The sequence below is a fragment of the Pantoea sp. UBA6567 genome, from assembly GCF_002434165.1.
GTDB classification, from domain to species: Bacteria; Pseudomonadota; Gammaproteobacteria; order Enterobacterales; family Enterobacteriaceae; genus Pantoea; species Pantoea eucrina.
Genome location: NZ_DJJN01000002.1, coordinates 24,014 through 49,461 on the forward strand (window position 1 = coordinate 24,014; position 25,448 = coordinate 49,461).

Sequence of the window (25,448 nt, forward strand, 5' to 3'; positions counted from 1 at the left end):
GGGAGTTTGCACTCCGGCTGCGTCCTCAGCCCAGACGTTTTTCGATCGCGTCCATCAGCATTCCGGTAACTGAAATCGGGAACGCCGCTTCAATTTCCCGTACGCAGGTTGGGCTGGTGACATTCACTTCAGTAAGTTTATCACCGATGATATCCAGGCCAACAAAAATCAGCCCCTTCGCTTTCAGCGTGGGACCGACACGTCGTGCAATTTCCCAGTCGCTGTCAGAAAGCGGGCGCGCTTCGCCGCGACCACCGGCTGCAAGGTTGCCGCGCGTTTCGCCGCCCTGTGGAATACGCGCCAGGCAGTAAGGTACCGGCTCGCCATCGACGACCAGGACGCGCTTATCGCCCTCTTTAATCGCCGGCAGATAATTTTGCGCCATGCAGAAGAACTGGCCGTGATTGGTCAGGGTTTCTGTGATCACGCCAAAGTTTGCGTCATCCTGCTTAACGCGGAAAATGGATGCGCCACCCATACCGTCAAGCGGCTTCAGAATGACATCACCATGTTCCTGCCAGAAAGCGCGCAGCTGCTCTTTATTACGCGTGACCAGCGTATCCGGCGTCAGATCTGCAAACCATGCAGTATAGAGCTTTTCGTTACAATCGCGCAGGCTCTGCGGTTTGTTCACAATCAGCGTACCCTGCTCCTCAGCCCGCTCCAGCAGATAGGTCGCGTAAATAAACTCGGTGTCAAAAGGTGGATCTTTACGCATCAGCACAACGTTGAGATCGGCCAGCGGGATAGTCTGCTCGCTGCCAAACTCATACCACTGCGAAGCATTCTGCTCCACGCTCAGCAGACGCGTACGGGCCCAGGTCACGCCGCCGCGCAGAGAGAGGTCGCCCATCTCCATGTAATGAATTTCGTAGCCACGACGCTGTGCCTCCAGCAACATGGCGAAGCTGGTGTCTTTTTTAATATTGATAGACGAAATCGGGTCCATCACAATGCCAAGCTTAATCATTATTCTCTCCTCAGAGGGGATATCAGCGACGTCCTTCCATGCGAAAGCGTCGTGCTGTGTAGTAGTCTGCGTCTCTTTTACGGCCCGAATTATCCCTTAACCGAGATCGCCAAACCTCACCTGAAGTGCCGTTATAGCGGTGAGGGCAGTGGTTTCCGTGCGCAGCACGCGCGGCCCCAGTAATATATCCGTAAAGCCCTGCTGCGCCGTCATGGCGATCTCCTCAGCAGATAATCCCCCTTCAGGGCCAATCAGCAGCCGCACCCGCTCAACCGGTTGCGGCAGGGTGTTGATGCTGTGGCTGGCGCGTGGATGAAGATTCAGCCTGATGCCCTCATCAGCTTCGGCACACCAGGCTTCCAGCGTCATCGCGTCACGAATCAGCGGTACGCGGTTGCGGCCACACTGCTCGCAGGCGGCGATAGCAATCTTCTGCCACTGCTGGATCTTCTTTGCCAGCCTTTCTGCATCCAGCTTCACGCCGCAGCGCTCAGAAAACAAGGGCGTAATCACGTTTACGCCCAGCTCTATCGATTTCTGGATGGTGAATTCCATTTTTTCACCACGCGACATCACCTGACCCAGATGTAAATGCAAGGGGGATTCCCGGTCATCAGGCTGACCGCTAAGAACCCTTACTTTTACACGCTTTTTATCCGCCTGGGTGATTTCGGCGTTAAAAGTCAGATTAGTGCCATCAAACAGTTCAAGCATCTGCCCGGCGCCCATGCGCAGCACGCGGCCAACGTGGTTAGCCGCGTCATCTTCAAGAAAGATTTCACTGTCAACAGAGAGCGGTTCGGGGTGATAAATGCGGGGTATACGCATGCGGTTCCTGCCAGCGTTATTGCCGCATCCCGTGATGCGGCGCAAAAATAATAAGCTAGTTTAGGGTAGCGCTTTTAGCGCTGGCAAGCGCGCTGTACATACGGGTTGTGATTTCCCTGCACCTGAGCAATACGGCTGTCGCGCTCGCACTCCCAGACGCTGACCGGATAGAGCTTATCCCAGGCGCTGAACAGCTGAGTCTGCTGGCGGGAGAGGCGCAGCTGATAGCGATCGCGCATGTAAAAGTAGGTGCGTGCAATGGCGCCGCGCGCGCGGGCCGGCGGTTCAGCCAGCTTCTGTTTGAAGTCCACTTTCATCGCGCACTGCCCGTAAGGCTGCTCGCCGCCGTTCCACTGGCTGTACTGGAAATTGTTTCGATCGCCGTTAACCTCGCCGATAGCGGGCTGAAGATTATGCAGATCGCTCTCTATACGGCGATAGACCGGATCTTTGGCGCAGTTTTTTCGCCCTCCCTCCTGCCAGCACTGGCGCTGATGGCCAAATTCCCACGCCGGAACCACATGTTCCCATTCAATGCGCCCGGCGCGGTTGGCATTTTTTCGTACGCTATAGCCGCAGCTTTTAAGATCGGGCACGCCTTTTTTTCCCTGCCAGCTGATCGTGCAGCCGCAGTAGAAATCGGGCGCATCCGCGTTGATTTGCGATGCAACCACTTTTGCCTGGCGAAAATTATTCTGATGAAACGAAGAGAAGCTGAGGCTGTACGCGCTAAGCGGTGCCAGCAGCAGAGGAAGAAGTAACAGCGTTTTGCGAGACATATTCCAGAAATTTACCCGATACCCAAAAAAGGGCGGCAGGGTAGCAGAATGACCGGAGCGGGGAAATGGGATTAGCGCGCTATATGCTGCTGAATTCGCCGGGCTGCAGCAGTGAACCACAGCGAACGCAGCGATATTCACTTTCTCCGCGCAGCACGCGATTATGCCGGCGCACGGTCAGCTGATGCTGCTGACAGCTGCAGCGATAGGTGAAGGTGTTGGTGCGCACCGAGTTCAGGGCAAACTGATGCGTACGGCGTGCCGGCACGCCGAGCACCGTCTCCATCATCCACTTCCACTCTTTGCCGTGCGGCGCAACGCGCCCGAAGCGCTTCCACACCAGCAGATGCGCCAGTTCATGCGGCACAACTTCGTCGGTAAACGCCTGCAGATTCTCCTGCAGCAGCACCGGATTCAGCCGGATCTCCCACTTCTCCAGCCAGGCGGTGCCTGCGGCAGTGCCGCGCTGCTGGTAGAGCAGCGCGGGTTCATCAAAGGTGCATTCAAGGCGCTGTGCGGCGAGCTGCAAAAAGTGCCGCAGCGATCGCATGACCGCCTGCTGAAAGGCGACAGGTACGCGGGTAGTTTTCATGGCGGGCAGCATACCATACGCTGCGCTGGCGCGGCAGCGCGCAGTCGCACCCATAAAAAAGGGCCGCCCGCAGGCAGCCCTTGTCATTCAGAAAAACATTACTGCTGACCGATGTCGCGCAGTTTTTTACCTGCCATCAGGTTACGCTCAATGTGCTCCAGCGAGACGTTTTTGGTCTCCGGGATCAGCACCAGCGTCAGCACAATAAAGAACAGGTTCAGGCCGGCATAGACCCAGAAGGTCGGCGCGTTGCCCAGCGTGTTCAGCATGGTCAGGAAGGTGGCGCCCACGATCATGTTGGCGATCCAGTTCGTGGTGGTCGAGACGGTAATCCCGAAATCGCGTCCTTTCAGCGGCTGAATCTCAGAGCAGAGCACCCAGATCAGCGGGCCGGCTGACATGGCAAAGCCGATGATAAACATCAGCAGCATCGCCACGGCGAAGTACTGTGCGCCCTGAGAGTGGATGCCCAGGTGCAGCATGGTGCCCAGAACGCCCATACCGGCCGCCATGACCATAAAGCCCAGCACCAGCGTCGGCTTACGGCCCCAGCGATCGACCAGACCGATAGCGATAAAGGTCGCCAGAACGTTGACCAGACCAACAATCACCGTACCCCACATCTGCTGCGTGGTGTTGGCGAAGCCGGCAATTTCAAAAATTTTCGGCGCGTAATACATAATGACGTTCATGCCGGTGAACTGCTGCATCACCTGCAGCAGCACGCCGAGGAACACCGCACGACGGAAGTTGCTGTTGCCCTGGAACAGCTGCCAGCCAGACTGTTTTACTTTCAGGCTCTCACGGATCTCATCCAGCTCACGTTTTGCCTGTTCGCTGGTGTCGCGCAGGCGATCCAGCACGCGCTGCGCATCGCGGAAGTTACCTTTCGCAGCCAGCCAGCGCGGGCTGTTTGGCAGGAAGAAGACGCCAACCAGCAGCAGAATCGCAGGGATAGTGATCACGCCCAGCATCCAGCGCCACTCTCCGGATGCGCTGAACGCGGTATCAGAGAGGTAGGCGCCCAGAATACCGATGGTGATCATCAGCTGATAGAGCGAAATCATACTGCCGCGGATTTTCTCTGGTGCAATTTCAGAGAGATAGAGCGGAGCGGTGTAAGAAGCCACGCCAACTGCCAGGCCCAGTACTACGCGGGCAGCAATCAGCATCTCCGGGTTTGGCGCCATAGCGGACCACAGCGAACCGATAACAAACAGCACAGAGCCGGCCATCAGGCTCTTTTTACGACCCAGGTGTGATGACATCCAGCCGCTGCCGATTGCACCGACCGCCGCGCCAAACATCATCGAACTGACAATCCACTCCTGCTGGTGGGCAGTAACGTTGAAATCTTTAGCGATAAAGGGCAGGGCACCTGCGATGACACCGATATCCAGCCCGAACAGCAGGCCGGCTAACGCCGCCAGAAAGCAGACAAACAGGGTCATCGCCTTGTTTGAGGTTCTGCTTTTGTGAGTATTACCAGGCATAAAGCCTCCGAAAGTTATTTGTCTTGTTTTTTATTAATGCTAAGAGACCTGTACACGATAAAAAGTGAGCACGATCACGCCAATGTAACCGCTTACACACGCCGAAACCCTGTAATCCAGCATTTTTTGCCCGGAACAGTCTCTTCGCCAGTAAGGTATAGCACCCTTCAAGTTTCTGACATCGCTTTAAATATTGCCTATCAGACGACGCTGAAAATAACGCATTTTCAGAGTGATGACTACGCTGAAAAATCTCTAAATTACAGATTAAAAAAGAGTTTTAGAATGTAATCGTTAACACTTTGTTATCACAGCGGTGATAAGAGTGTAGCCAGTGAAAAATTTTATGCCCGGGAAAGCCTGAAGCCAGCTATGCCGCAGGATTTCACCCGGCAGGGAGCACGCAGGGCGATTAACGGCACGGCACCCAGGGGGCGCATTAATGCGCCCCTGGTTCAGATGATGTACGTAACCAGGGCGGCATAAATGCCGCCCCTGTGGTTACACATGACCCACCCCTGGTCCGGATGAGTTACGAAATCAGAGCGGTGGGGTACGTTCAGGCATAAAAAAGCCCGCACAGAGCGGGCTATTAAACAGAATACTCTGCGCTTACAGGCCAGCGGCTTCGCGCAGCAGGGCGGCTTTATCCGTCTGCTCCCACGGGAAGTGTTCGCGGCCAAAGTGACCGTAGGCGGCGGTCTCTTTATAGATAGGTTTCAGCAGATCCATCATCTGAATCAGACCGTAAGGGCGCAGGTCAAAGAATTCACGAACCAGCAGCGTCAGCTGTTCGGTCGGTACTTTCTCAGTACCAAAGGTTTCTACCATGATCGACGTTGGCTCTGCCACGCCGATAGCGTAGGAAACCTGAATCTCGCAGCGATCGGCCAGGCCGGCAGCAACAATATTTTTTGCCACATAGCGCGCGGCGTAGGCTGCAGAGCGGTCAACTTTTGATGGATCTTTACCGGAGAAAGCACCGCCACCGTGACGAGCCATGCCGCCGTAGGTATCAACGATGATTTTACGGCCGGTCAGGCCACAGTCACCCATCGGGCCGCCAATAACAAAGCGACCGGTCGGATTGATATGGTATTTAGTGCTGGCGTTGATCCACTCAGCAGGCAGCACCGGCTTAATGATCTCTTCCATCACCGCTTCACGCAGATCGGCCTGAGAAACCTCTTCTGAATGCTGGGTTGAGAGCACGACAGCGTCGATGCCAACAATCTTGCCACCATCATACTGGAAGGTGATCTGGCTTTTGGCGTCCGGGCGCAGCCAGGACAGCGTGCCATTTTTACGCACTTCAGCCTGACGCTGCACCAGACGGTGCGCATAGGTAACCGGCGCAGGCATAAGCACATCTGTTTCGTTAGTTGCGTAACCAAACATCAGACCCTGATCGCCCGCACCCTGCTCCAGCGGATCGGTACGATCTACGCCCTGATTAATATCAGGTGACTGCTTGCCAATGGCGCTCAGTACGGCGCAGGAGTTGGCATCAAAGCCCATATCAGAATGAACATAGCCGATCTCACGTACGGTATTGCGGGTGATCTCTTCAATATCGACCCAGGCGCTGGTGGTGATTTCACCGCCTACCAGTACCATACCGGTTTTGACGTAAGTTTCGCAGGCCACGCGCGCTTTCGGATCCTGTTCGAGGATGGCATCCAGCACGGCATCGGAAATTTGGTCAGCGATCTTATCAGGATGTCCTTCTGATACGGACTCAGATGTAAAAAGGTGTTTAGCCATTCTGTTCTTTACCTTAGAAATGGGTTGAATTCGACTGCATAGCGCCAGTGAAAAACCTGCTTAGCGCCCCTTCAGGCAAAGCCACGAGCAGCAGGGAGTGTCAGCACGCCAGGCTCACACCGCCTGGAACTTATTCAGTTTAGATGGAAAACCATCTGGACGGCTATTTTAGGTTACCCGATGTGCATTTTACCAGAGCTTTTTCTGATTCGGTTTGTTTCAAAAAGCGGCTTACTGGAAGCTTTTGCTGACAGCGCGCGCAGGGCGGGGACAAAGATTTTGCAATTTTACCCGGCTGGCGGTATAAAACGCCGCTATTGATGCCAGGACGCCGTCAGGCGTTGCACGATCAGATACCGTGTCTGATTTTTTTCCGCTCCGTTTCCGCATGCTGCCCGCAGGCGCTGGAGGTGAGTAAAGTAATGAACCGTTCCCATCTGCTCTCTGGTTCACAGCGCATATTTTGCGCGCTGGCCTCTCTTTCTGCTGTTCACTCTTCCTGTTCTTTCTGTCGATGTTTGCCGCCGCGCAATCATGACGACATGCATAGCCATTAAACTGCGGCTGAAATCAGACACCAGCACACGCGCGTGATTTATACCCGCAGCCGTGCCAAATCCGATTGGATTTCCACTGACTGCAGCACGATGTTTTACACTTACTGGCAGTAACACCCGGGGTAACCTGATGAGGCGGGACACGCAGCATGAATAAGTTTTTAGCCGCAAACGCACCAGCAGTACCTGATAACTCTCTACTATTTCAACAGAAAACTGAGGTTCGCGATGTCTGACGACATGAAGAATATCAAGGGTTCGTCAGCTGGCGAACAGGGTGTCCTCCGCTCAATGCAGGAGGTGGCGATAAGCGATCAGGAAGCGAGCCGTATGCTGCGCACCTATAACATCGCCTGGTGGGGCAACAACTATTACGACGTAAACGAGCTGGGCCATATCAGCGTATGTCCGGATCCCGATCGGCCTGAGGTGCGGGTTGACCTGGCGAAGCTGGTCAAAGAGCGCGAGGCTGACGGTCAGCGTCTGCCGGCGCTGTTCTGTTTTCCGCAGATCCTGCAGCATCGCCTGCGCTCCATCAACGCGGCGTTCAAGCGCGCACGCGAATCCTATGGTTATAAAGGCGACTACTTCCTGGTTTATCCGATCAAGGTTAATCAGCACAAGCGCGTCATTGAATCGCTGGTTAACTCGGGTGAACCGCTGGGCCTTGAAGCGGGCTCAAAAGCAGAGCTGATGGCGGTACTGGCGCACGCGGGCAAAACGCGCACCGTTATCGTCTGTAATGGCTATAAAGATCGTGAATATATCCGGCTGGCGCTGATCGGTGAAAAGCTCGGCCATAAAGTCTACCTGGTGCTGGAAAAAATGACCGAGGTCCGTCTGGTACTGGAAGAGGCGGAGCGTCTGAATGTGGTACCGCGTCTCGGCATCCGCGCGCGCCTGGCCTCGCAGGGCTCGGGTAAGTGGCAGTCGAGCGGTGGTGAGAAATCGAAGTTTGGCCTGGCGGCATCTCAGGTGCTGCAGCTGGTGGATATCATGCGCAAAGCTGGCCGGCTTGACAGCCTGCAGCTGCTGCACTTCCATCTCGGCTCGCAGATGGCGAATATCCGCGATATCGCGACTGGCGTACGCGAATCTGCCCGCTTCTATGTTGAGCTGGCAAAGCTTGGCGTAAATATCAAATGCTTTGACGTCGGCGGCGGCCTGGGGGTGGACTATGAAGGCACCCGCTCCCAGTCTGACTGCTCGGTAAACTATGGCCTGAATGAGTATGCCAATAACGTTATCTGGGCGATTGGCGACGCCTGCGAAGAGCATGGTCTTGAACATCCGACGGTGATCACTGAGTCAGGCCGCGCCGTAACGGCACACCATACCGTGCTGGTTTCTAACATCATCGGCGTAGAGCGTAACGAATTCAGCACGCCGGTCGCACCTGATACGGATGCACCGCGCCCGATTCAGAGCCTGTGGGATACCTGGCAGGAGATGCATGAGCCCAATGTGCGCCGTTCGCTGCGTGAATGGCTGCATGACAGCCAGATGGATCTGTTTGATATCCACACCGGTTACTCATCCGGCACCTACGATCTGGGACAGCGCGCGTGGGCGGAACAGCTCTATCTGAGCATTTGTCACTATATCCAGCAGCATCTGGATCCGAGCAATCGTGCACACCGCCCGATTATCGATGAGCTGCAGGAGCGTATGGCAGATAAAATCTACGTTAACTTCTCTCTGTTTCAGTCGATGCCGGATGCCTGGGGTATCGATCAGCTCTTCCCGGTTATGCCGCTGGAAGGTCTGAACAAGATGCCGCAGCGTCGCGCTGTGCTGCTGGATATTACCTGTGACTCCGACGGGACAATCGACCATTACGTTGACGGTGACGGGATCGCAACCACTATGCCGATGCCTGAATATGATGTGGATAATCCGCCAATGCTGGGCTTCTTTATGGTGGGTGCTTATCAGGAGATCCTCGGCAACATGCATAATCTATTTGGTGACACCGAAGCAGTAGATGTGTTTGCTTTCCAGGATGGCAGCGTGGAAGTGCAGTTATCAGATGAAGGGGATACCGTCGCTGACATGCTGGAATATGTGCAGCTGAATCCGGACGATCTGATGACGCTATTCCGCGATCAGGTGAAGCAGCAGCAGGATATAGATGAAGAGCTGCAATCGCAGTTCCTTGCCGAGTTTGAAAGCGGCCTTTATGGCTATACCTATCTTGAAGATGAATAATCAGTAATAACGTATCGGGCCCTGCGGGGCCCTTTTTTTTTTGCTGTAAAATTTTTTCTGGTTTGTGACGTAATTCACTATTTCATACGAGCGCCACTTCCTCGTTTTCTTCTGCCGCTGCTGTCCAATCAATTTGGCTTAAAAATCAATATCCTCTACCGATATCGCTCGCTCTGGCTCTGCATTTTCTTATGTATTGATAAGTTTTTTTATGTTTCGCTTATCTTTAAATCATAATTTATTTATGTTTTTAATAAATACGAGATGTTTTTAGCCGTGATGCATCTGGCGCATTTACTGGCGCCAGGCTTCCTGAAAAATAGCCGGTTATTGCTAAAGTGAAACGCTAATAACGCTGCGCCTTAACATTAATTTAACTTAAAATCAGCAATATAACGCTAATTGAGGCGCTAATGCTCGCGCAGTGCAAGAGAATAGGCTTATTTACAGGTGCCAGTTATAGAATATTACCGGAACGGTTGTCAGAAAATGATTGGTTTTAGCTATCATTTCAGGGCCATTTTTAGCTGAAAACTATTTTTCAAAATGTAAATTGCAGGCTAATCTCCAGTTGCTATAGTAATTTTTGTCGATGTTTCGATTTCAGATAACATGAATAAATCTGATATTTAGAGTCTTATCAGCAGCGTCTTCAGGAAGGGTGCCATGACCGAGCGTTTTAATCCGGTTTTCTTGCTGGAACCCGTTCATAGTCTGACCGGAGAGGTGACTTCATGGGAGCTGCTGACACGTTTTAAAGAAAAAAAAGCGACAACTACACAACGCAATCCCGACAGAGAAGAGCATTTTTTCTCTCTGCTTTCTGCCGATGAGAAATGGCAGCTATTCCTTCACCAGGTCGAAAATATTATTCAGCTTAGTCAGCAGGGGTTTAACCAGGTTATCAGCGTAAACGTAGACAGAGATATTGTTGCCGGCATATTTGCAGACGAAGTCATTCAGGAAAAACTGGCGTCTGTTGCATTATTGCGGCTGGAAATCTCTGCATTTTTCACCTCGCGTTTTAATAGTGAGGATCTGCTGACCCTTAAAGGCGTAGCGAAAATTACGCCGGCTCCTCTCTGGCTAGACAATTTTGGTCCGGGTTATTCAAGCCTGACCATGCTTGACAGCGGAATATTTGAGATCGTCAAGATTGATAAAGCGTTTTTCTGGCAATTCAGCGAAGACCGCACCTTTGACATTCTGCTTAATCACCTTAATCAATTATGCCGCGGCGTCATTGTTGAGGGGGTTGAAAATCAGCACTATGTGGATCTGCTTGCGCATAAGCCCGTTTATGGCATGCAGGGTTACCACTGGCAGAGTGTTTATCTTGATGATTTATTTGCGTAATTCAGCACACAGCTTTGCGATTATGGTCTGCGCAGAAAGTCATTTCAGCTGAAAAGGTAAGCGTGCCTGCTGCGCTTATATTCACTTCTGAATCACGCTTCTGTATTCCGCATAACGCCTGATGTCCTTTCTGAATCCGCAATTAAACCTGTTCAGCGCTGTTCTTACTCTTTTACCGGAATAAGAACGGCCGATGAAGGATGTAAGTAATTCCCTGAATTACTTGCGATAGCAAGCGGTATCTGATGATACCGGGCGTGCCAGTAACGCTCATAAACTTATATCTGCGCGGGATCCCGATAACATGAACAATATTTCTATCACGCCCAAAGGTGGGACGATTGCTAACGAAGTGAGCGGTACTCAGGTTACGCTGAACGCACCCAGTGTGGTTAAACTTAACCTGAATCAGGCTGACATTAAGGCTTTCACACGCAATGGTAATGATTTAGTCGTAACCACTAAATCAGGTGAAACACTTGTTATTCATGATTTTTACAGCGCCAATGGCGACAGCGATCTGGTCCTGCAGGACGATCGCGGTGCGCTCTGGTGGGTTGAAGATCCCGGCACAGAGGGCTTTCAGTATGTGTCGATCGACAGCACTGAAGGTCTGCTGGCAGAAAACGTAACGGATAACGGCACGATTGCCGCATTCGGTATTGGCGGCGCGGCTCTGGCCGGTATCGGGGCGCTGTTTGCGACCGGCGGCGGTGGCGGCGGTGGCGGTGGCGATGACGATACGGGTAATTCCGGCGGCGGCACTAATCCCGGTAACGGAGGCAACAATCCTGGCGGCGGCGATCCCGGCAACGGTGGCGGCAATCCTGGTAACGGCGACACCACCGCACCCGATCCGGCCGGAAATATCGTGGTCAGCGACAATGTCGGCAGCAGCCAGGGGCCGTTACTCAACGGGCAAACCACCGATGACAATACGCCAACGCTGACCGGTACGGCGGAAGCGGGAGCCGTGGTTAAAGTGTATGACGGTTCCGTTCTGCTTGGCAGCGTCACGGCGGGAGCAGACGGGCGCTGGAGCTTTACCACACCGGCACTGAATAACGGCAGCCACACGCTAAGCGTGACGGTCACCGATGCGGCAGGCAATGTTAGTCCCGCCACCAGCGGATTCGTGATCAATGTCGCCGCCGGCATCGTACCTACCAGCAGCACGCTGGAAATCACCGATGACAGCAGCCCTGCGCTGCGTACGCTGCCGGACGGGTCCAGCACGCGTGACACCACCCCAACCCTGAGCGGGCTGGCGGGCGCCAATGAGCTGGTTACGCTCTATAACGGCACTACCGTACTTGGCAGCACGCTTGCCGACGCAAGCGGGCAGTGGAGTTTTACGCCTGCAGCGCTGCCGGATGGCAGCTACGCCTTCCGCGCGGTAGCCACCGATGCCGCCGGAAATAGCACATCATCCGTTACGCTGACCATTACTATTGATACGGTGCCGCCAGCCGTCGCCAGCGATCTGCTGCTCAGCAGCGACAGCAGCGGCCCGCTCGCGCCAATTGCCACGAATGGCGTGACCCGTGATACCACGCCGGTGTTAAGCGGCAGCGCTGAACCAGGCAGCGTCATCACCGTACGTGACGGCACGACGGTACTGGGCAGCGCTATCGCAGACAGCGACGGGCGCTGGAGTTTTACCACCCCGGTGCTGAGTGAAGGCAGCCATACTCTTACTACTACCGTGACGGATGCGGCAGGCAATACCGGCCCCGCTTCCGCTCCGCTGCAGCTGACGGTTGATACCACGGCTCCGGAGGCGATAACCGATCTGCGGGTCTTTGACGACGCGGGCGACAGCCAGGTTGAGCTGGCGCAAAACGCCACTACTGATGACAATACGCCCGTGCTGAGCGGCAGCGGGGAGCCGGGCGCCTCGGTCAGCATCTACGATGGTGACGTACTGCTTGGTGTGGCCCTGGTTGACGTTAACGGCAGCTGGCAGTTTACCACCCCTGCGCTCAGCAACGGCGCGCACAGCTTCACCGTTATCAGCACTGACGCGGCCGGTAACATTGGTCCGGCCAGCACACCTTTCACGCTTAACGTCCAGGCGGATCTGCCGCCAGCGACCACGCCGCTGGAAGCGGTAAGCACCGGTGATAATACGCTGCAGCCGCTGACCGACGGCGCGACCACGCGCAGCGAGGAGTTAACGCTAAGCGGCGTCAGCACGCCGGGCAACCTGATTACACTCTTTGACGGAAACACTGAAATCGGCAGCGTTGTCGCCGATAGCAACGGCCAGTGGTCGTTTGCCCTGCGCGGTCTGTTCCAGGGGCTGCACAGTTTCTACCTGCGTACTACCGATGGCGCAGGCAACGTCACGCAAAGCGCGCCGCTGAATATCACCGTCGACAGCGTGGCACCGGCAGCGGCTGATGCGCTGACGCTAACCGGCAGTGACGGCAGCACCGTAGTCAATATCGCGCCGGAGAGCACCGTTAACGATGCCCGGCCGGTGCTGAGCGGCACGGCGGAACCGGGTGCGCTGGTGACGATTCGTGATGGCGACACCGTGCTGGGCAGCGTGACCACCAACAGCGACGGCAGCTGGCGCTTTACCACGCCGCAGCTGGGTGAGGGCAGCCACAGCCTGACCACCACCGTGACCGATCTGGCTGGCAACAGCAGCCCCGTCTCTGCGCCGCTGAATTTTACCGTAGATACAGTCGCACCAGCGGCGGTCAGCAATCTGCAGGTCACTGATAACGCAGGCGCTAGTACCGGCCCGCTGACTTCAGGCCAGCTCACCGATGACAACACGCCGACGCTGAGCGGCACGGCCGAAGCGGGCAGCGTGGTGCGCATTTATGACGGCGACGTGCTGCTGGGCAGCGCCGTTGTGGATAGCAACGGCAGCTGGAGCCTGACGCTGCCGGCGCTGAGCAACGGTCAGCATAACATTACCACCACCGTGACCGACGCTGCAGGGAACGTCAGCCCGGCGTCACCGGCGTTTACGCTGGCGATTGATGCCGGCAGCGTGCCGGCAACCAGCTCACTGGAGGTAACAGATGACAGCGGCAGCACGCTGGTTACGCTGGCAGATAACGACAGCACCGGCGATAACACCCCGGTGCTGAGCGGCGTCGCCACCGCTGGCGACGTGGTCAGACTCTATAGCGGTACTACGCTACTGGGCAGCGTCGTCGCAGACGGTGACGGCCAGTGGCGCTTTACGCCTGCCGCGTTAGCCGACGGCCCCTATGCGTTCCGGGCGGTTGCCACCAGCGCAGCGGGGGCGGAGACCTCCTCATCGGTTATCAATATCACCATCGATACCAGCGTGCCCGCCGCGCCGTCCGGCGTTCAGCTCAGCAATGAAAATGGCGATCCGGTTACGCCAGGCAGCAGCACCAGTCTCACTACGCCGACGCTGAGCGGCACCGCGGAGCCTGGCTCCACGGTGACCGTCCGCGACGGTGATACGGTGCTTGGCACCGCCACCACGGATGCTCAGGGCAACTGGAGCTATACCACGCCGCCGCTCAGCGATGGCGAACACGCGCTGACCAGCACGGTCACCGATGCGGCCGGCAATACCGGCCCCGCTTCTGCACCGGTGGCGGTAACGGTAGACACGCAGCCACCGGCCGCCGCCAGCGGTCTGCAGCTGAACAACCAGGAGGGTAACGCGCTGCCGGCGGGCGGTGCCACGAATGAAACCACGCCGACCCTCAGCGGCAGCGCCGAGCCGGGCAGCGTCATCACCGTTTCTGATAATGGCGACGTTCTGGGCAGTACCGTGGCGGGCGGCGACGGCAGCTGGAGCTTTACGCCGCCGCAGCCGCTGGATGAAGGCGCGCACGCGCTTACCACCACCGTAACCGATACGGCGGGCAACACCGGGCCGGTCAGTGCCCCGGTCAGCGTGGTGATCGACACTACTGCACCCGCGATCGCCAGCGATCTGCTGCTGAGCAACGGGCAAAACGGTAACGAAATCACCGGCATCACTAACAGCACTAAGCCGGTACTCAGCGGAAGCGCTGAGCCAGGCAGTACCGTCACCGTTTCTGATAACGGTAACGTGCTGGGCAGCACCACCGCCGGCAGCGACGGCAGCTGGAGCTTTACCTCACCGGTACTGCAGCCGGGTGAACATAGCCTGACCACGGTTGTCACCGATCCGGCTGGCAACAGCGGGGCAGCGTCCACGGCAGTGGTGTTTACCATCGATACGACTGCGCCAGCGGCACCCGCTGCTCTGCAGGCGGCTAACGATGAAGGTACTACGCCGGTTCCGGTTAACAACGGTCTGACGAATGACGCCACGCCGCTGCTGAGCGGCAGCGGCGTGGCCGCAGGCAGCGTGGTGACAATTTCAGATGGGGATGAGGTACTGGGCTCCGTTACCGTGGGAGAGGGGGGAAGCTGGAGTTTTGCGCCAGACGAACCGCTGGCAGATGGCGAGCACAGCCTGACGGCCGTCACCACCTCACCGGCAGGGAACAGCAGTGCGCCTTCTGCACCGCTGGTGCTGACCATTGATACTACACCGCCCGTTGCGGCAGGCGGCCTGCAGCTGAGTAACGATCAAAACGGTAACGCCATCAACGCCGGCGGCGTAACTAACGACACCTCGCCGGCGCTGAGCGGCAGCGCTGAGCCAGGCAGCACGGTCAGCGTCTATGATAACGGCACGCTGCTGGGCAGCGTCAGCGCTGACGGCACCGGAGCGTGGCGCTTTACGCCGGAAACGCCGCTGGCAGCCGGACCGCACAGCCTGACTACTACGGTCACGGATGCGGCGGGTAACCGCGGCGATGAGTCTGAACCGCTTAACTTTACGGTTGAAACCACGCCGCCGCCTGTGGCGGACGATCTGGTGCTGAGTAATGACAGCAGCGGCACGCTGGTGACGGTCACCAACGGGACTACCAGTGATACTACCCCGGTGCTGAGCGGCACGGCGGCTGCGGGCAGCACGGTAACGGTACTTGACGGCACTACGGTGCTGGGCAGCGTGGTCGTGGATGACGGCGGTACATGGCGCTTTACGCCAGAGTCGCCGCTGAGCGAGGGTCCGCACAGCCTGACGGCTACGGTAACCAGCCCGGCGGGTAACGTCAGCGAGCCTTCTGCTGCGCTGGTGTTTACCGTTGATACTATTCCGCCAGCGGCGGCAGGCGAGCTGCAGCTCAGTAACAACGACGGCGAAACGCCATTGCCGGTTGATAACGGCGTGACCAACACGACGTCGCCGGTGCTGAGCGGCAGCGCCGAACCGGGTGCGCTGATCACCGTTTCCAATGGCGACACGGTGCTGGGCAGCGTAACCGCCGGTACAGACGGCAGCTGGAGCTTCACGCCAGAGGCACCGCTGCCTGAGGGCGATTACAGCCTGACCACTACCGTTACCGATCCGGCGGGCAACGTCAGCGCGCCATCGGCACCGCTGAATTTCACCATTGATACAACGGCACCCGAAGCTGCAGAGGCTTTGCAGGTCAGCAATGAGGCGGGCGGCGTGGCGCGCCCTGTCGATGAGGCCGGTGCAACCAATACCACCTTGCCGGTGGTAAGCGGCACGGCGGAAGCGGGCAGCATCGTGACCGTGTATAACAACGGCGAAGTACTGGGCAGCGTTACTGCAGGTAGTGACGGCGGCTGGCGCTTTACGCCGGATGCGCCGCTGGCTGAGGGCGATTACAGCCTGACCACGCGAGTGACTGACGCCGCCGGTAACACCGGCGCGGCCTCCTCTGCATATAACTTCACCATCGATACCACAGCCCCTGGCGCCGTAGTCGACCTGACCGCGAGGGATGACAATAACGTACCGATCACCGGCGTCACCAACGACGCCACACCGGTGCTGAGCGGCAGCGCTGAGGCAGGTAGCCTGGTAACGCTCTATGACGGAACAGCCGCTATCGGCTCTGTCCGGGCAGACGCAGACGGGGCCTGGCGCTTTAGCGACACGGTCCTGACCGATGGCGCACATACCTTACGGGCCACCGCGACCGACGCCGCAGGCAACGTCAGCGCTACAGGCAACTCTGTGACCCTGACGGTGGATACCAGCGTGCCGGCTGCACCTGCTTTCTCCGTCACTTCCGGCGAAGGCGTGCCGGTTGCCAGTAACGGCTACACCAGCGACAGTACGCCGCAGCTCAGCGGTACGGCCGCCGCCGGCAGTCTCATCACTATTTATAATGACGGCACGGCTATCGGCAGCGTGGTAGCCGGTGGCGATGGCGGCTGGCAGTATACGCCCGCAGCCCTGGATGATGGCAGCTATGCGCTGAGCATTACGGAGACGACGCCAGCGGGCAACGTCAGTCCGGCCTCGGCCGTAACCACGATTAACGTGGATACGCAGGCACCGGAAGCAGCGCAGAACGTGCTGGTTAACAACAATGAAGGCAGTACGCTGGTGCCGATCAACAGCGGTGACGTGACCAACGACGCGACGCCGCAGCTGATCGGTTCAGCCGAGCCGGGCAGCGTGGTGCTGATCTATGACGGCGCTACGCAAATCGGTTCGGTTACCGTGAACAGCAGCGGCAGCTGGCAGTTCACGACCGGCGCGCTTACGCAGGGCGAGCATAACCTGAGCACCGTTGTCAGCGACGCAGCCGGGAACACCAGCCCCGCTTCGCCCACAATCACCTTTACCGTGGATACGGTCGCACCGGCTGCGGCCACTGAGATCGCGCTGGTGAACAACAATGGCGCTACGCCGCAGGCGATTACATCCGGCTCCACCACCGGTGACAACACGCCTGAGTTCTCCGGTCGCGCAGAGCCTGGCAGCACCATCGTCGTGTCTGATGGCAATCTGATCCTCGGTACCACCACGACCGATGCACAGGGTAACTGGAGCTTCTCGCCGATCCTCAGCGACGGCCCGCACAGCCTGAGCGTGACGGTCACCGATGCTGCCGGTAACAGCAGCGCGCCGGGTGCGCCGATCGCCTTTACCGTGGACACCACGGCGCCTTCCGCCGTTACGCAGCTGACGCTGAGTAATGATAACGGCACTGCGCCGGTAGCCGTTCCCAACGGGGGCCTCACTAATGATGGCACGCCGCTGTTCAGCGGTCGCGGGGATGCGGGCAGCATTATTACCCTTACCGATCAGAGCGGTACGCTGCTGGGTTCCACCACGGTAAACGGACAGGGAAGCTGGAGCTTTACGCCTGCCACCGCGCTGGCGGACGGCAGCTACACCTTTACCGCCACGGCATCCGATACGCTTGGTAACGTCAGCGCACCGGTGACTTTCAGTGCGATCGTTGATACCACGCCGCCGGCGGTGGCAGCGAACATCGCGCTGACGAACAACGACGGCACCACGCCGGTGGCTATCGCCAGCGGCAGCATCACCACGGATAATACGCCGTTCCTCAGCGGCACCGCAGAGCCGGGCAGCGTGGTAACGATTCTGGACGGAACCGCAATACTGGCCAGCGTGACCACCGGCAGTAACGGACAGTGGAGCTATCAGCTGCCGCAGCTGGACGATGGCAGCTACAGCCTCACCACCACGGTGACCGATACGGCCGGTAACACCGGTCCGGCTTCTGCTCCTGTCGCCTTTACCGTGGACGCCACGCTGCCGGATGCCACATCGCTGGTGGTCAGTAACGACAACGGTACGACACCGCAGCCTCTGACAAACGGCGCGCTGACCACGGACAATACGCCACTGCTGAGCGGCACCGCGGAACCCGACAGCCTGATTACGCTGTATGACGGCGGAGTAGTGATTGGCTCGGTGACGGCGGACGGCGACGGCAGCTGGAGCTTCAGCTCACCGGTACTGACCGACGGCCAGCACACGCTGAGCGCCACGGTCACCGATGAAGTGGGCAACGTCAGCGCACCGTCCGGTGCGCTGACCATCAATATTGATGCCACTGCGCCGCAGCCGGCAGGCGATCTGCTGCTGCAGAATGATATACAAGCGACGCCGGTAACCATCAATAGCAACAGCGTAACTCCTGATGCGACGCCGCTCATCAGCGGTACCGCAGAGGCAGGAGCGACCATTATTGTGTATGACGGTGCGCAGGAGGTTGGCAGAACCACCGCCGATCCTCAGGGGGCCTGGAGCCTCAACACCAGCGCGCTGGCTGAGGGGGCGCACACCCTGACGGTGACCGCCACCGATGTAGCGGGCAACGTCAGCGAGGTGGCGTCGACGGTCAGCTTTACGGTCGATACCAGTACGCCAGCCGCGGTGCTGAGCTTTGATATCTACAACAATGCCAGCACCACGCCGGTGCTGGTCGCGAACAACGGCTTCGCCAGTGACAGCACGCCGGTGCTGCGCGGAACCGGCGTCGCCGGCACGGTAGTGAATATCATTCAGGATGGAGCCATCGTTGGCACCACAACCGTGGGTGAGAATGGCGTCTGGCGTTATGAATCCGCAGCGCTGGACGATGCAACCTATGCCTTCAGCGTCTCGGTCAGCAACGCGGCGGGCACCGCCGGCCCGGTTACCGGCCCGATTACCATCACTATCGACACGGTGGCACCGGAGGCAATTGACGATCTGCTTGTTACCGACAGCGTCGGCGGCGCTGAAGGTCCGCTGACGTCAGGCGCGATCACTGATGATAATCTCCCGGCTTTCAGCGGCACGGCGGAGGCGGGCAGCACGATAACGGTCTATGACGACAACGTGCTGCTGGGAACGGCCACCGCTGACGAAAACGGCAGCTGGAGCTTTACGCCAGACGCTGCGCTGTCAAACCGCGAGCATAGCTTTACGTTTACCGTGACCGATGCGGCGGGTAACGTCAGCCCGGCTACCGACGCCTTTACGCTGACGATTGAAGCCGATCTGCCACCGGTCGACAGCACGCTGCAGATCACCGATAACAGCGGCAGCACGCTGGTAACGGTAACAGACGGGGCCGCTATCCGTGACAACACGCCGGTCCTGCAGGGAACGGGCCCGGCAAATGGCACTGTAACCATTTCTGATAACGGTACAGTGTTGGCTACTCTGCCGATAGACGCGAACGGACAGTGGAGCTATACGCCAGATCCGGTACTGGATGAGGGCGCACACGCGATTTCTGTAGTCAGCACGGATGAAACCGGCAATCCTGGCGATCCGTCAGCGGTGATTAATTTCATTGTCGATACCGTCGTGCCCGACGTCGTCACCGATCTTGCGGCGGCCAATAACAACGGTGCCACGCCGGTGCCGGTAACGGATAACGGCGTGACTAACGACAGTACGCCACAGCTCAGCGGCACAGCGGAAGCGGGCGGGCTGGTGACCATCTACGATGGCAATACGGTAATCGCTTCGGTCACTGCTGACGGCGACGGCGCATGGAGCACCACGCTGCCGCTGCTGAGCCAGGGCGCGCACGCGCTCAGCGTGACGGTGACCGATGCGGCGGGCAACGTCAGCGCTCGCTCCGGCGCGCTGAACATTACGGTCGATACGGTAGCCCCTGTGGCCGGCACGGTGAACGTCACCGCGGGTGATTCAGCTACGCCGCTCACCAGCGGGGAAACCATTAACGACAGTACGCCAGCGCTGAGCGGCACCACGGAGGCAAACGCCACGGTCAGCGTGTATGACGGCACCACGCTGCTCGGTACCGCTATCGCCAGCGGCGCGGGCGCCTGGAGCTTTACCCCTGCCGCGCTGGGCGAGGGCAGTCACGCCCTGAGCGTGCGCGTCACCGATGTGGCCGGTAATACCGGTATCGCCTCTGCCGTCACCACGGTGGTGGTGGATACCGTGGCGCCAGCGGCCATCTCCGGCCTGACGGCGGTCAATAACAACGGCAGCACGCCGCTGACTATCGCGGCTGGCAGCACCACCAGCGACAACACGCCGCAGCTGAGCGGCACCGCTGAGGCGGGCAGCATCGTTACCGTGCGTGACGGCACCACCGTGCTCGGCTCGGTCACCGCCGGCACCAACGGCGCATGGAGCTTTACCACCGCCGCGCTGGCGGATGGTCCGCATACGCTGAGCGTGAGCGCCGCCGATGCGGCGGGCAACGTCAGCCCGGCGAGCGATATTAGCTTTACGGTGCTGACCGCAGCGGTTGCCCCGGTCACGGCACTGACGGTAACGGATAACGCCGGCGCGATTCAGGGGCCGCTGACCAGCGGTACGCCGACTGACGATACCACGCCAACGCTCTCCGGCAGCGCCGCGGCAAACAGCGTGGTGGTGATCAGTGAAGGCACTACGGTGCTGGGATCGGTGGTGGCAAACGGCGACGGAGCCTGGAGCTTCACCCCTGCCGCGCTGAGCGAAGGTACGCATCCGCTCAGCGTCACGGTACGCGATGCGGCGGGCAGCAGCAGCGATCCGGTGAGCTTTACCGTAGTAGTGGATACCACTGCGCCAGCCACCTCAACGCTGGTGGTGACCAACGATGTGACCAGCGCAACCATCCCGGCGGGTGGCTACAGCAGCGATGCGACGCCGACCTTAAGCGGCGTGGCGGAAGCGAACGCCATTGTCACGGTACGCGACGGTAACGCGGTGCTGGGCTCGGTGACCGCTGATGCGGAAGGACGCTGGAGCTATGTCAGCACTACGCTGAACCAGGGACTGCATACCCTGAGCGTCACCGCCACCGATGTGGCGGGCAACGTCAGCGGCGCGACCAGCACCACGCTGATTGTGGATAGCGTGGCGCCGGTCGCCGTGAGCGGCCTGAACGCGGCTAACAACAACGGCAGCGCGCTGGTGGCAATTGCCGCCGGCGGCACCACCAGCGATGCCACTCCGCTGCTCAGGGGCACGGCAGAGGCGGGCAGCGTGGTGACGATCCGCGACGGCGACACCGTTCTCGGATCGGTAACGGCGGGCAGCGGCGGCGCGTGGAGTTTTGTCACGCCGGCGCTGGCAGAGGGGGCACACACCTTTAACGTTACCGCCAGCGATGCGGCCGGTAACGTCAGCCCGAATGCGACGCTGACGCTGACGGTCGATACCACTCCGCCAGCCGCAGTAAGCAATCTGGTGGTCACCGATGACGCCGCGCCGAACACCGGTCCTCTGACTAACGGCGCCGTGACCAACGACACCACGCCGGTGCTGAGCGGTACGGCAGAGGCGGGGGGCGTGGTCACCGTCTATGACGGCACTGCAGTACTGGGTTCCGCTGTGGCCGACGGCAGCGGCGCGTGGAGCTTTACGTCGCCCGCGCTGAATAATGGTCCGCATGCGCTGAGCGTCACGGTGCGTGATGCGGCAGGCAACGTCAGCGCGGCGTCGCCCACGGTCGCAATCACCGTGGACACCGTAGCGCCGGCTGCGCCAACGCTGGTCGTGACTAACGACGTGGCGAACACCACGGTGGCGAACGGCGCAGCAAGCGGCGACAGCACGCCAACCCTGAGCGGCAGCGCCGAGGCCAATAGCCTGGTGATTATCCGCGACGGCACCACGCTACTCGGTTCAGTCACCGCCAGCGGTACCGGCAGCTGGAGCTTTACCCCTGCTACAGCGCTCGCTGAGGGATCGCATACCTTCAGCATCACCGCCACCGATGCGGCAGGCAACGTCAGCAGCAGCGTCAGCTCAACGGCGATCATTGATACCGTTGCGCCAGGTGCGGTTACCGGTCTGGCTGCCGCCAACAACAACGGCAGTACGGCGATCGCGATTCCCAATAATAGCGTGACCAGTGACAGCACGCCGCTGCTGACCGGATCCGGTGAGGCGGGCGCACGCGTAACTCTCCTTGACGGCAATGTTGCGCTGGGCACGGCGATTGTCAGCAGTAACGGCAGCTGGAGCTTTGTCAGCCCGGTGCTGAGTGAAGGCAGCCACACCCTGAACGTGACCCAGACCGACGCCGCCGGAAACGTCAGTCCGCCAGCCAGCATCACGCTGACGGTGGATACGGTGGCGCCGGCAGCGGTCAGTAACCTGACGATCACGGACGATGTGGCGCCGGTGACCGGACCGCTGGCAAATGGCGCGGTCACCAATGACGCGACGCCAACGCTGAGCGGGACGGCGGAGGCGAGCGCGGTCGTCACGGTGTATGACGGCAGCACGGTGCTGGGATCGGTGGTGGCAGGCAGCGACGGCGCATGGAGCTTTACGCCAGCTGCGCTGAGCAACGGCGTGCATTCGCTGAGCACGACGGTACGTGACGCCGCGGGCAACGTCAGCCCGGCGACGCCGGCGGTGTCGATTACCGTTGATACTGTGGCCCCCGCTGCGCCAACGCTGGTGGTCACCAACGACATTAACAACACCACGGTGGTAAATGGCGGCGCGACGCGCGACAGCACGCCAACCCTGAGCGGCACGGCCGAGGCAAACAGTCTGGTGATTGTGCGCGACGGCACCACTGTCCTGGGGTCGGTGACCGCCAGCAGCAGCGGCAGCTGGAGCTTCACGCCGGGAACAGCCCTCTCCGAGGGATCGCACACCTTCAGCATCACCGCCACTGATGCCGCGGGTAACGTCAGCAGCAGCATCAGTTCGACGGCGATTATCGACACCACGGTGCCGGTTGCCGTAACCGGCCTGACCCTGGCTAATAACAATGGCAGTACGGCGATCGCTATCCCCAACAACGGCGTGACCAATGACAGCACGCCGCTGCTGAGCGGATCGGGCGAGGCGGGTGCACGCGTCAGCGTTTACGACGGCACTACGCTACTGGGAACTGCGACCGTCGGCGGCAGCGGCAGCTGGAGCTTCATCACGCCAGCGCTGGGTAATGGCCCCCATACGCTCAACGTGACGCAGACCGACGCGGCGGGTAACGTCAGCCCGCAGGCTTCGGTCACGCTGCGGGTTGACACCGTAGCGCCGGTGGCCAGCACGCTCACCATTACGGATGATGCGGGCAGCGCGCCGGTAACGCTGACCAGCGGTGCCTTTACGCGCGATACCACGCCGACGCTGAGCGGTACGGCAGAAGCGGGCGCGCTGGTGACCATTTTTGACGGCACGACCGCACTGGGTTCCGTCACGGTGGGTACGGGCGGCAGCTGGAGCTTTACCACCGCGGCGCTGAGCAACGGGGCGCATACCCTGAGCACCACGGTGACTGATCCGGCAGGTAACGTCAGCAGCACCAACGTAGCGACCACCATCACCGTTGACACGGTTCCACCGGCGGCGGTATCCGGATTGCTGATCAACAGCGCCGGCACCAGCGTCACCGGCAGCGGCGAGGTCGGCGCAACGGTGACGGTCCGCGACGCCAGCGGCGTCACGCTCGGCACCACCACGGTGGGCAGCGGCGGCAGCTGGTCAGTGGCGCTGAGCACTGCGCAGACTACCGGTGCCACGCTCTCGGTGACGCAGAGCGACAGAGCGGGCAACGTTTCGCCATCGGCGTCGCTGCTGGGAGCCATCCGCGTTGTGGCGACCAACGATGTTAGCGAGGTTGATTACGGCACCACGCAGGCCACCATCAATAACGGCACCGTGAACTCTTCGCACACGGCGCTGCTTACCCTGGGGGTCGGCTCGCTACTGGGCGCCAGCGTGCTCAATAACGGTAACGCCTATATCTTCAATGTGGGTCAGGACGATTTCCGCACGGTAACGCTCTACGGCTCAGTAAACAGTATCGGCGTGGCGGCTAACTACTCGCTAAACCTCTACACGCAGCTGAGTAACGGCTCCTGGCAGCTGGTGAGTTCGCAGAGCAACTACATCAGCTCTCTGCTCTCAATCGGAACGATTCGCGGCGGTAACGTCACCTACAGCAATCTGAGTACCGGTAACTACGCGGTAGTGGTCGGCGCGAATACCAACCTCAGCGTACTGCCCACCACTACCGTGAGCACGGTGTCAGACTACACCACGCTGGCGGTGACCACGGCGGCCACCGTCACCGGTAATCTGCTGGCGAACGACACCAGTTCGATAGCCGGTACGGTACCGGCCGGTGTGGCGGTTACAACGGCGGGCGGCGCAACGGTTGCTGGCACGGGTAATACGGTGATCAACAGCAGCTACGGTACGCTGACCCTGGATGCGCGAGGCAACTATACCTATGCGCTGAAAGCGGGACTGAATATCGACACGCTGCCGGCGACGGATACCTTTACCTATTCAGTGCGGGACGCCAGCGGCACGGTAACCTCCGCCACGCTGACGGTAACGCTGCATAACGGCCCGGCGGCCACGCTGTTTGCCGCCACCAGTCTGCTGGCGGAAAGCAGCAGCGCTGAGCATGACGCGAGCGGCAGCATCTGGGCTGACAGCGCCGGCACGCACAGCGGAACCTTAACCATCACTAATGCTCTGGGGGCAGAAACCACGGTGGGAGCGGCCGGTATGACGCAGGTAGCCGGTGAGTTCGGCGTGCTGCAGGTCAGCGCCAGCGGAAGCTACACCTACTCACTCAATGCGGATGTTAACGTCCAGAACATTACGCATAAGGAGGTATTCAGTTACACCCTGGCGGGCCGGGACGGCACCCTGACCAGCCACAGCTTCACCATTGAGCTGCACCCGACCATTAACGGAACCGGCGGTAACGATACGCTGACCAGCAGCGCCTACGATGACACCATCACCGCTGGCGCCGGCGCAGATACGCTGGTTTACCATCTGCTGGATCGCGCTGACGCCACCGGCGGCAACGGCCACGACACCTGGACCGACTTTAACGTCGCCCAGGGAGACAAGATTGATATCAGTGAACTGCTGATCGGCTGGAATGATTCCACAAGTAATATTAATGATTTCGTGAAAGTGGACCATACTTCTGATGGCAGCACCGTGCTTTCAATCGATCGTGACGGTAGCGGGACGGGCTACAGCACTACGCAGCTGATCACGCTGGAAGGCGTTAACGTGTCACTGGAGGAGCTGCTGCAGCAACCGCACCAAAACCACACGGCATAGTGGTGTGTGACGCAGGGAAGCATCACGGGCACAGGAGGTGCCCTTTCTCTATTCTG

9 protein-coding genes are annotated in these 25,448 nt (G+C 59.1%); 3 read left to right on the plus strand and 6 right to left on the minus strand.

Annotated features, from left to right (window positions below):
* Positions 1 to 25: 25 nt before the first annotated feature.
* The 6 genes from gshB to metK form a co-directional block, all read right to left on the minus strand.
* The gene (gene gshB, locus B4M48_RS00565; RefSeq protein WP_071668587.1) at positions 26 to 970 is read right to left on the minus strand and encodes a glutathione synthase; all 945 of its coding nucleotides are present in this window, start codon (positions 968 to 970) and stop codon (positions 26 to 28) included.
* Between the two features lie 96 nt (positions 971 to 1,066).
* Positions 1,067 to 1,798 (minus strand): 16S rRNA (uracil(1498)-N(3))-methyltransferase, encoded by a 732-nt coding sequence (rsmE, locus tag B4M48_RS00570; protein WP_039380081.1) that lies wholly within the window; start codon positions 1,796 to 1,798, stop codon positions 1,067 to 1,069.
* A 74-nt stretch (positions 1,799 to 1,872) separates the two neighbouring features.
* A complete protein-coding gene (gene endA, locus B4M48_RS00575; protein WP_039380079.1) occupies positions 1,873 to 2,577 on the minus strand; it encodes a deoxyribonuclease I in 705 nt (234 codons plus the stop codon).
* A gap of 79 nt (positions 2,578 to 2,656) precedes the next feature.
* Entirely contained in the window at positions 2,657 to 3,169 is a 513-nt protein-coding gene (locus B4M48_RS00580; RefSeq protein ID WP_283341444.1) for a SprT family zinc-dependent metalloprotease, read from the minus strand.
* Positions 3,170 to 3,267: 98 nt separating this feature from the next.
* On the minus strand, positions 3,268 to 4,662 hold the full coding sequence (locus tag B4M48_RS00585; protein ID WP_065648236.1) for a sugar porter family MFS transporter: 1,395 nt from the start codon (positions 4,660 to 4,662) through the stop codon (positions 3,268 to 3,270).
* Positions 4,663 to 5,274: 612 nt separating this feature from the next.
* Positions 5,275 to 6,426 carry a methionine adenosyltransferase gene (metK, locus tag B4M48_RS00590; protein ID WP_071668584.1) on the minus strand — a complete coding sequence of 384 codons (1,152 nt, stop codon included), beginning with the start codon at positions 6,424 to 6,426 and terminating at the stop codon, positions 5,275 to 5,277.
* 785 nt (positions 6,427 to 7,211) lie between these two features.
* Here metK and speA point away from each other — a divergent pair.
* From speA to B4M48_RS00605, 3 genes are all read left to right on the plus strand, one after another.
* On the plus strand, positions 7,212 to 9,191 hold the full coding sequence (speA, locus tag B4M48_RS00595) for a biosynthetic arginine decarboxylase (RefSeq protein ID WP_283341199.1): 1,980 nt from the start codon (positions 7,212 to 7,214) through the stop codon (positions 9,189 to 9,191).
* Positions 9,192 to 9,857: 666 nt separating this feature from the next.
* Positions 9,858 to 10,547, plus strand: coding sequence for an EAL domain-containing protein (locus B4M48_RS00600; protein ID WP_071668583.1), 690 nt, complete (start codon positions 9,858 to 9,860; stop codon positions 10,545 to 10,547).
* 304 nt (positions 10,548 to 10,851) lie between these two features.
* Positions 10,852 to 25,392, plus strand: a complete 14,541-nt coding sequence (locus B4M48_RS00605) for an Ig-like domain-containing protein (RefSeq protein WP_288655753.1) — start codon at positions 10,852 to 10,854, stop codon at positions 25,390 to 25,392.
* Positions 25,393 to 25,448 lie beyond the last annotated feature (56 nt).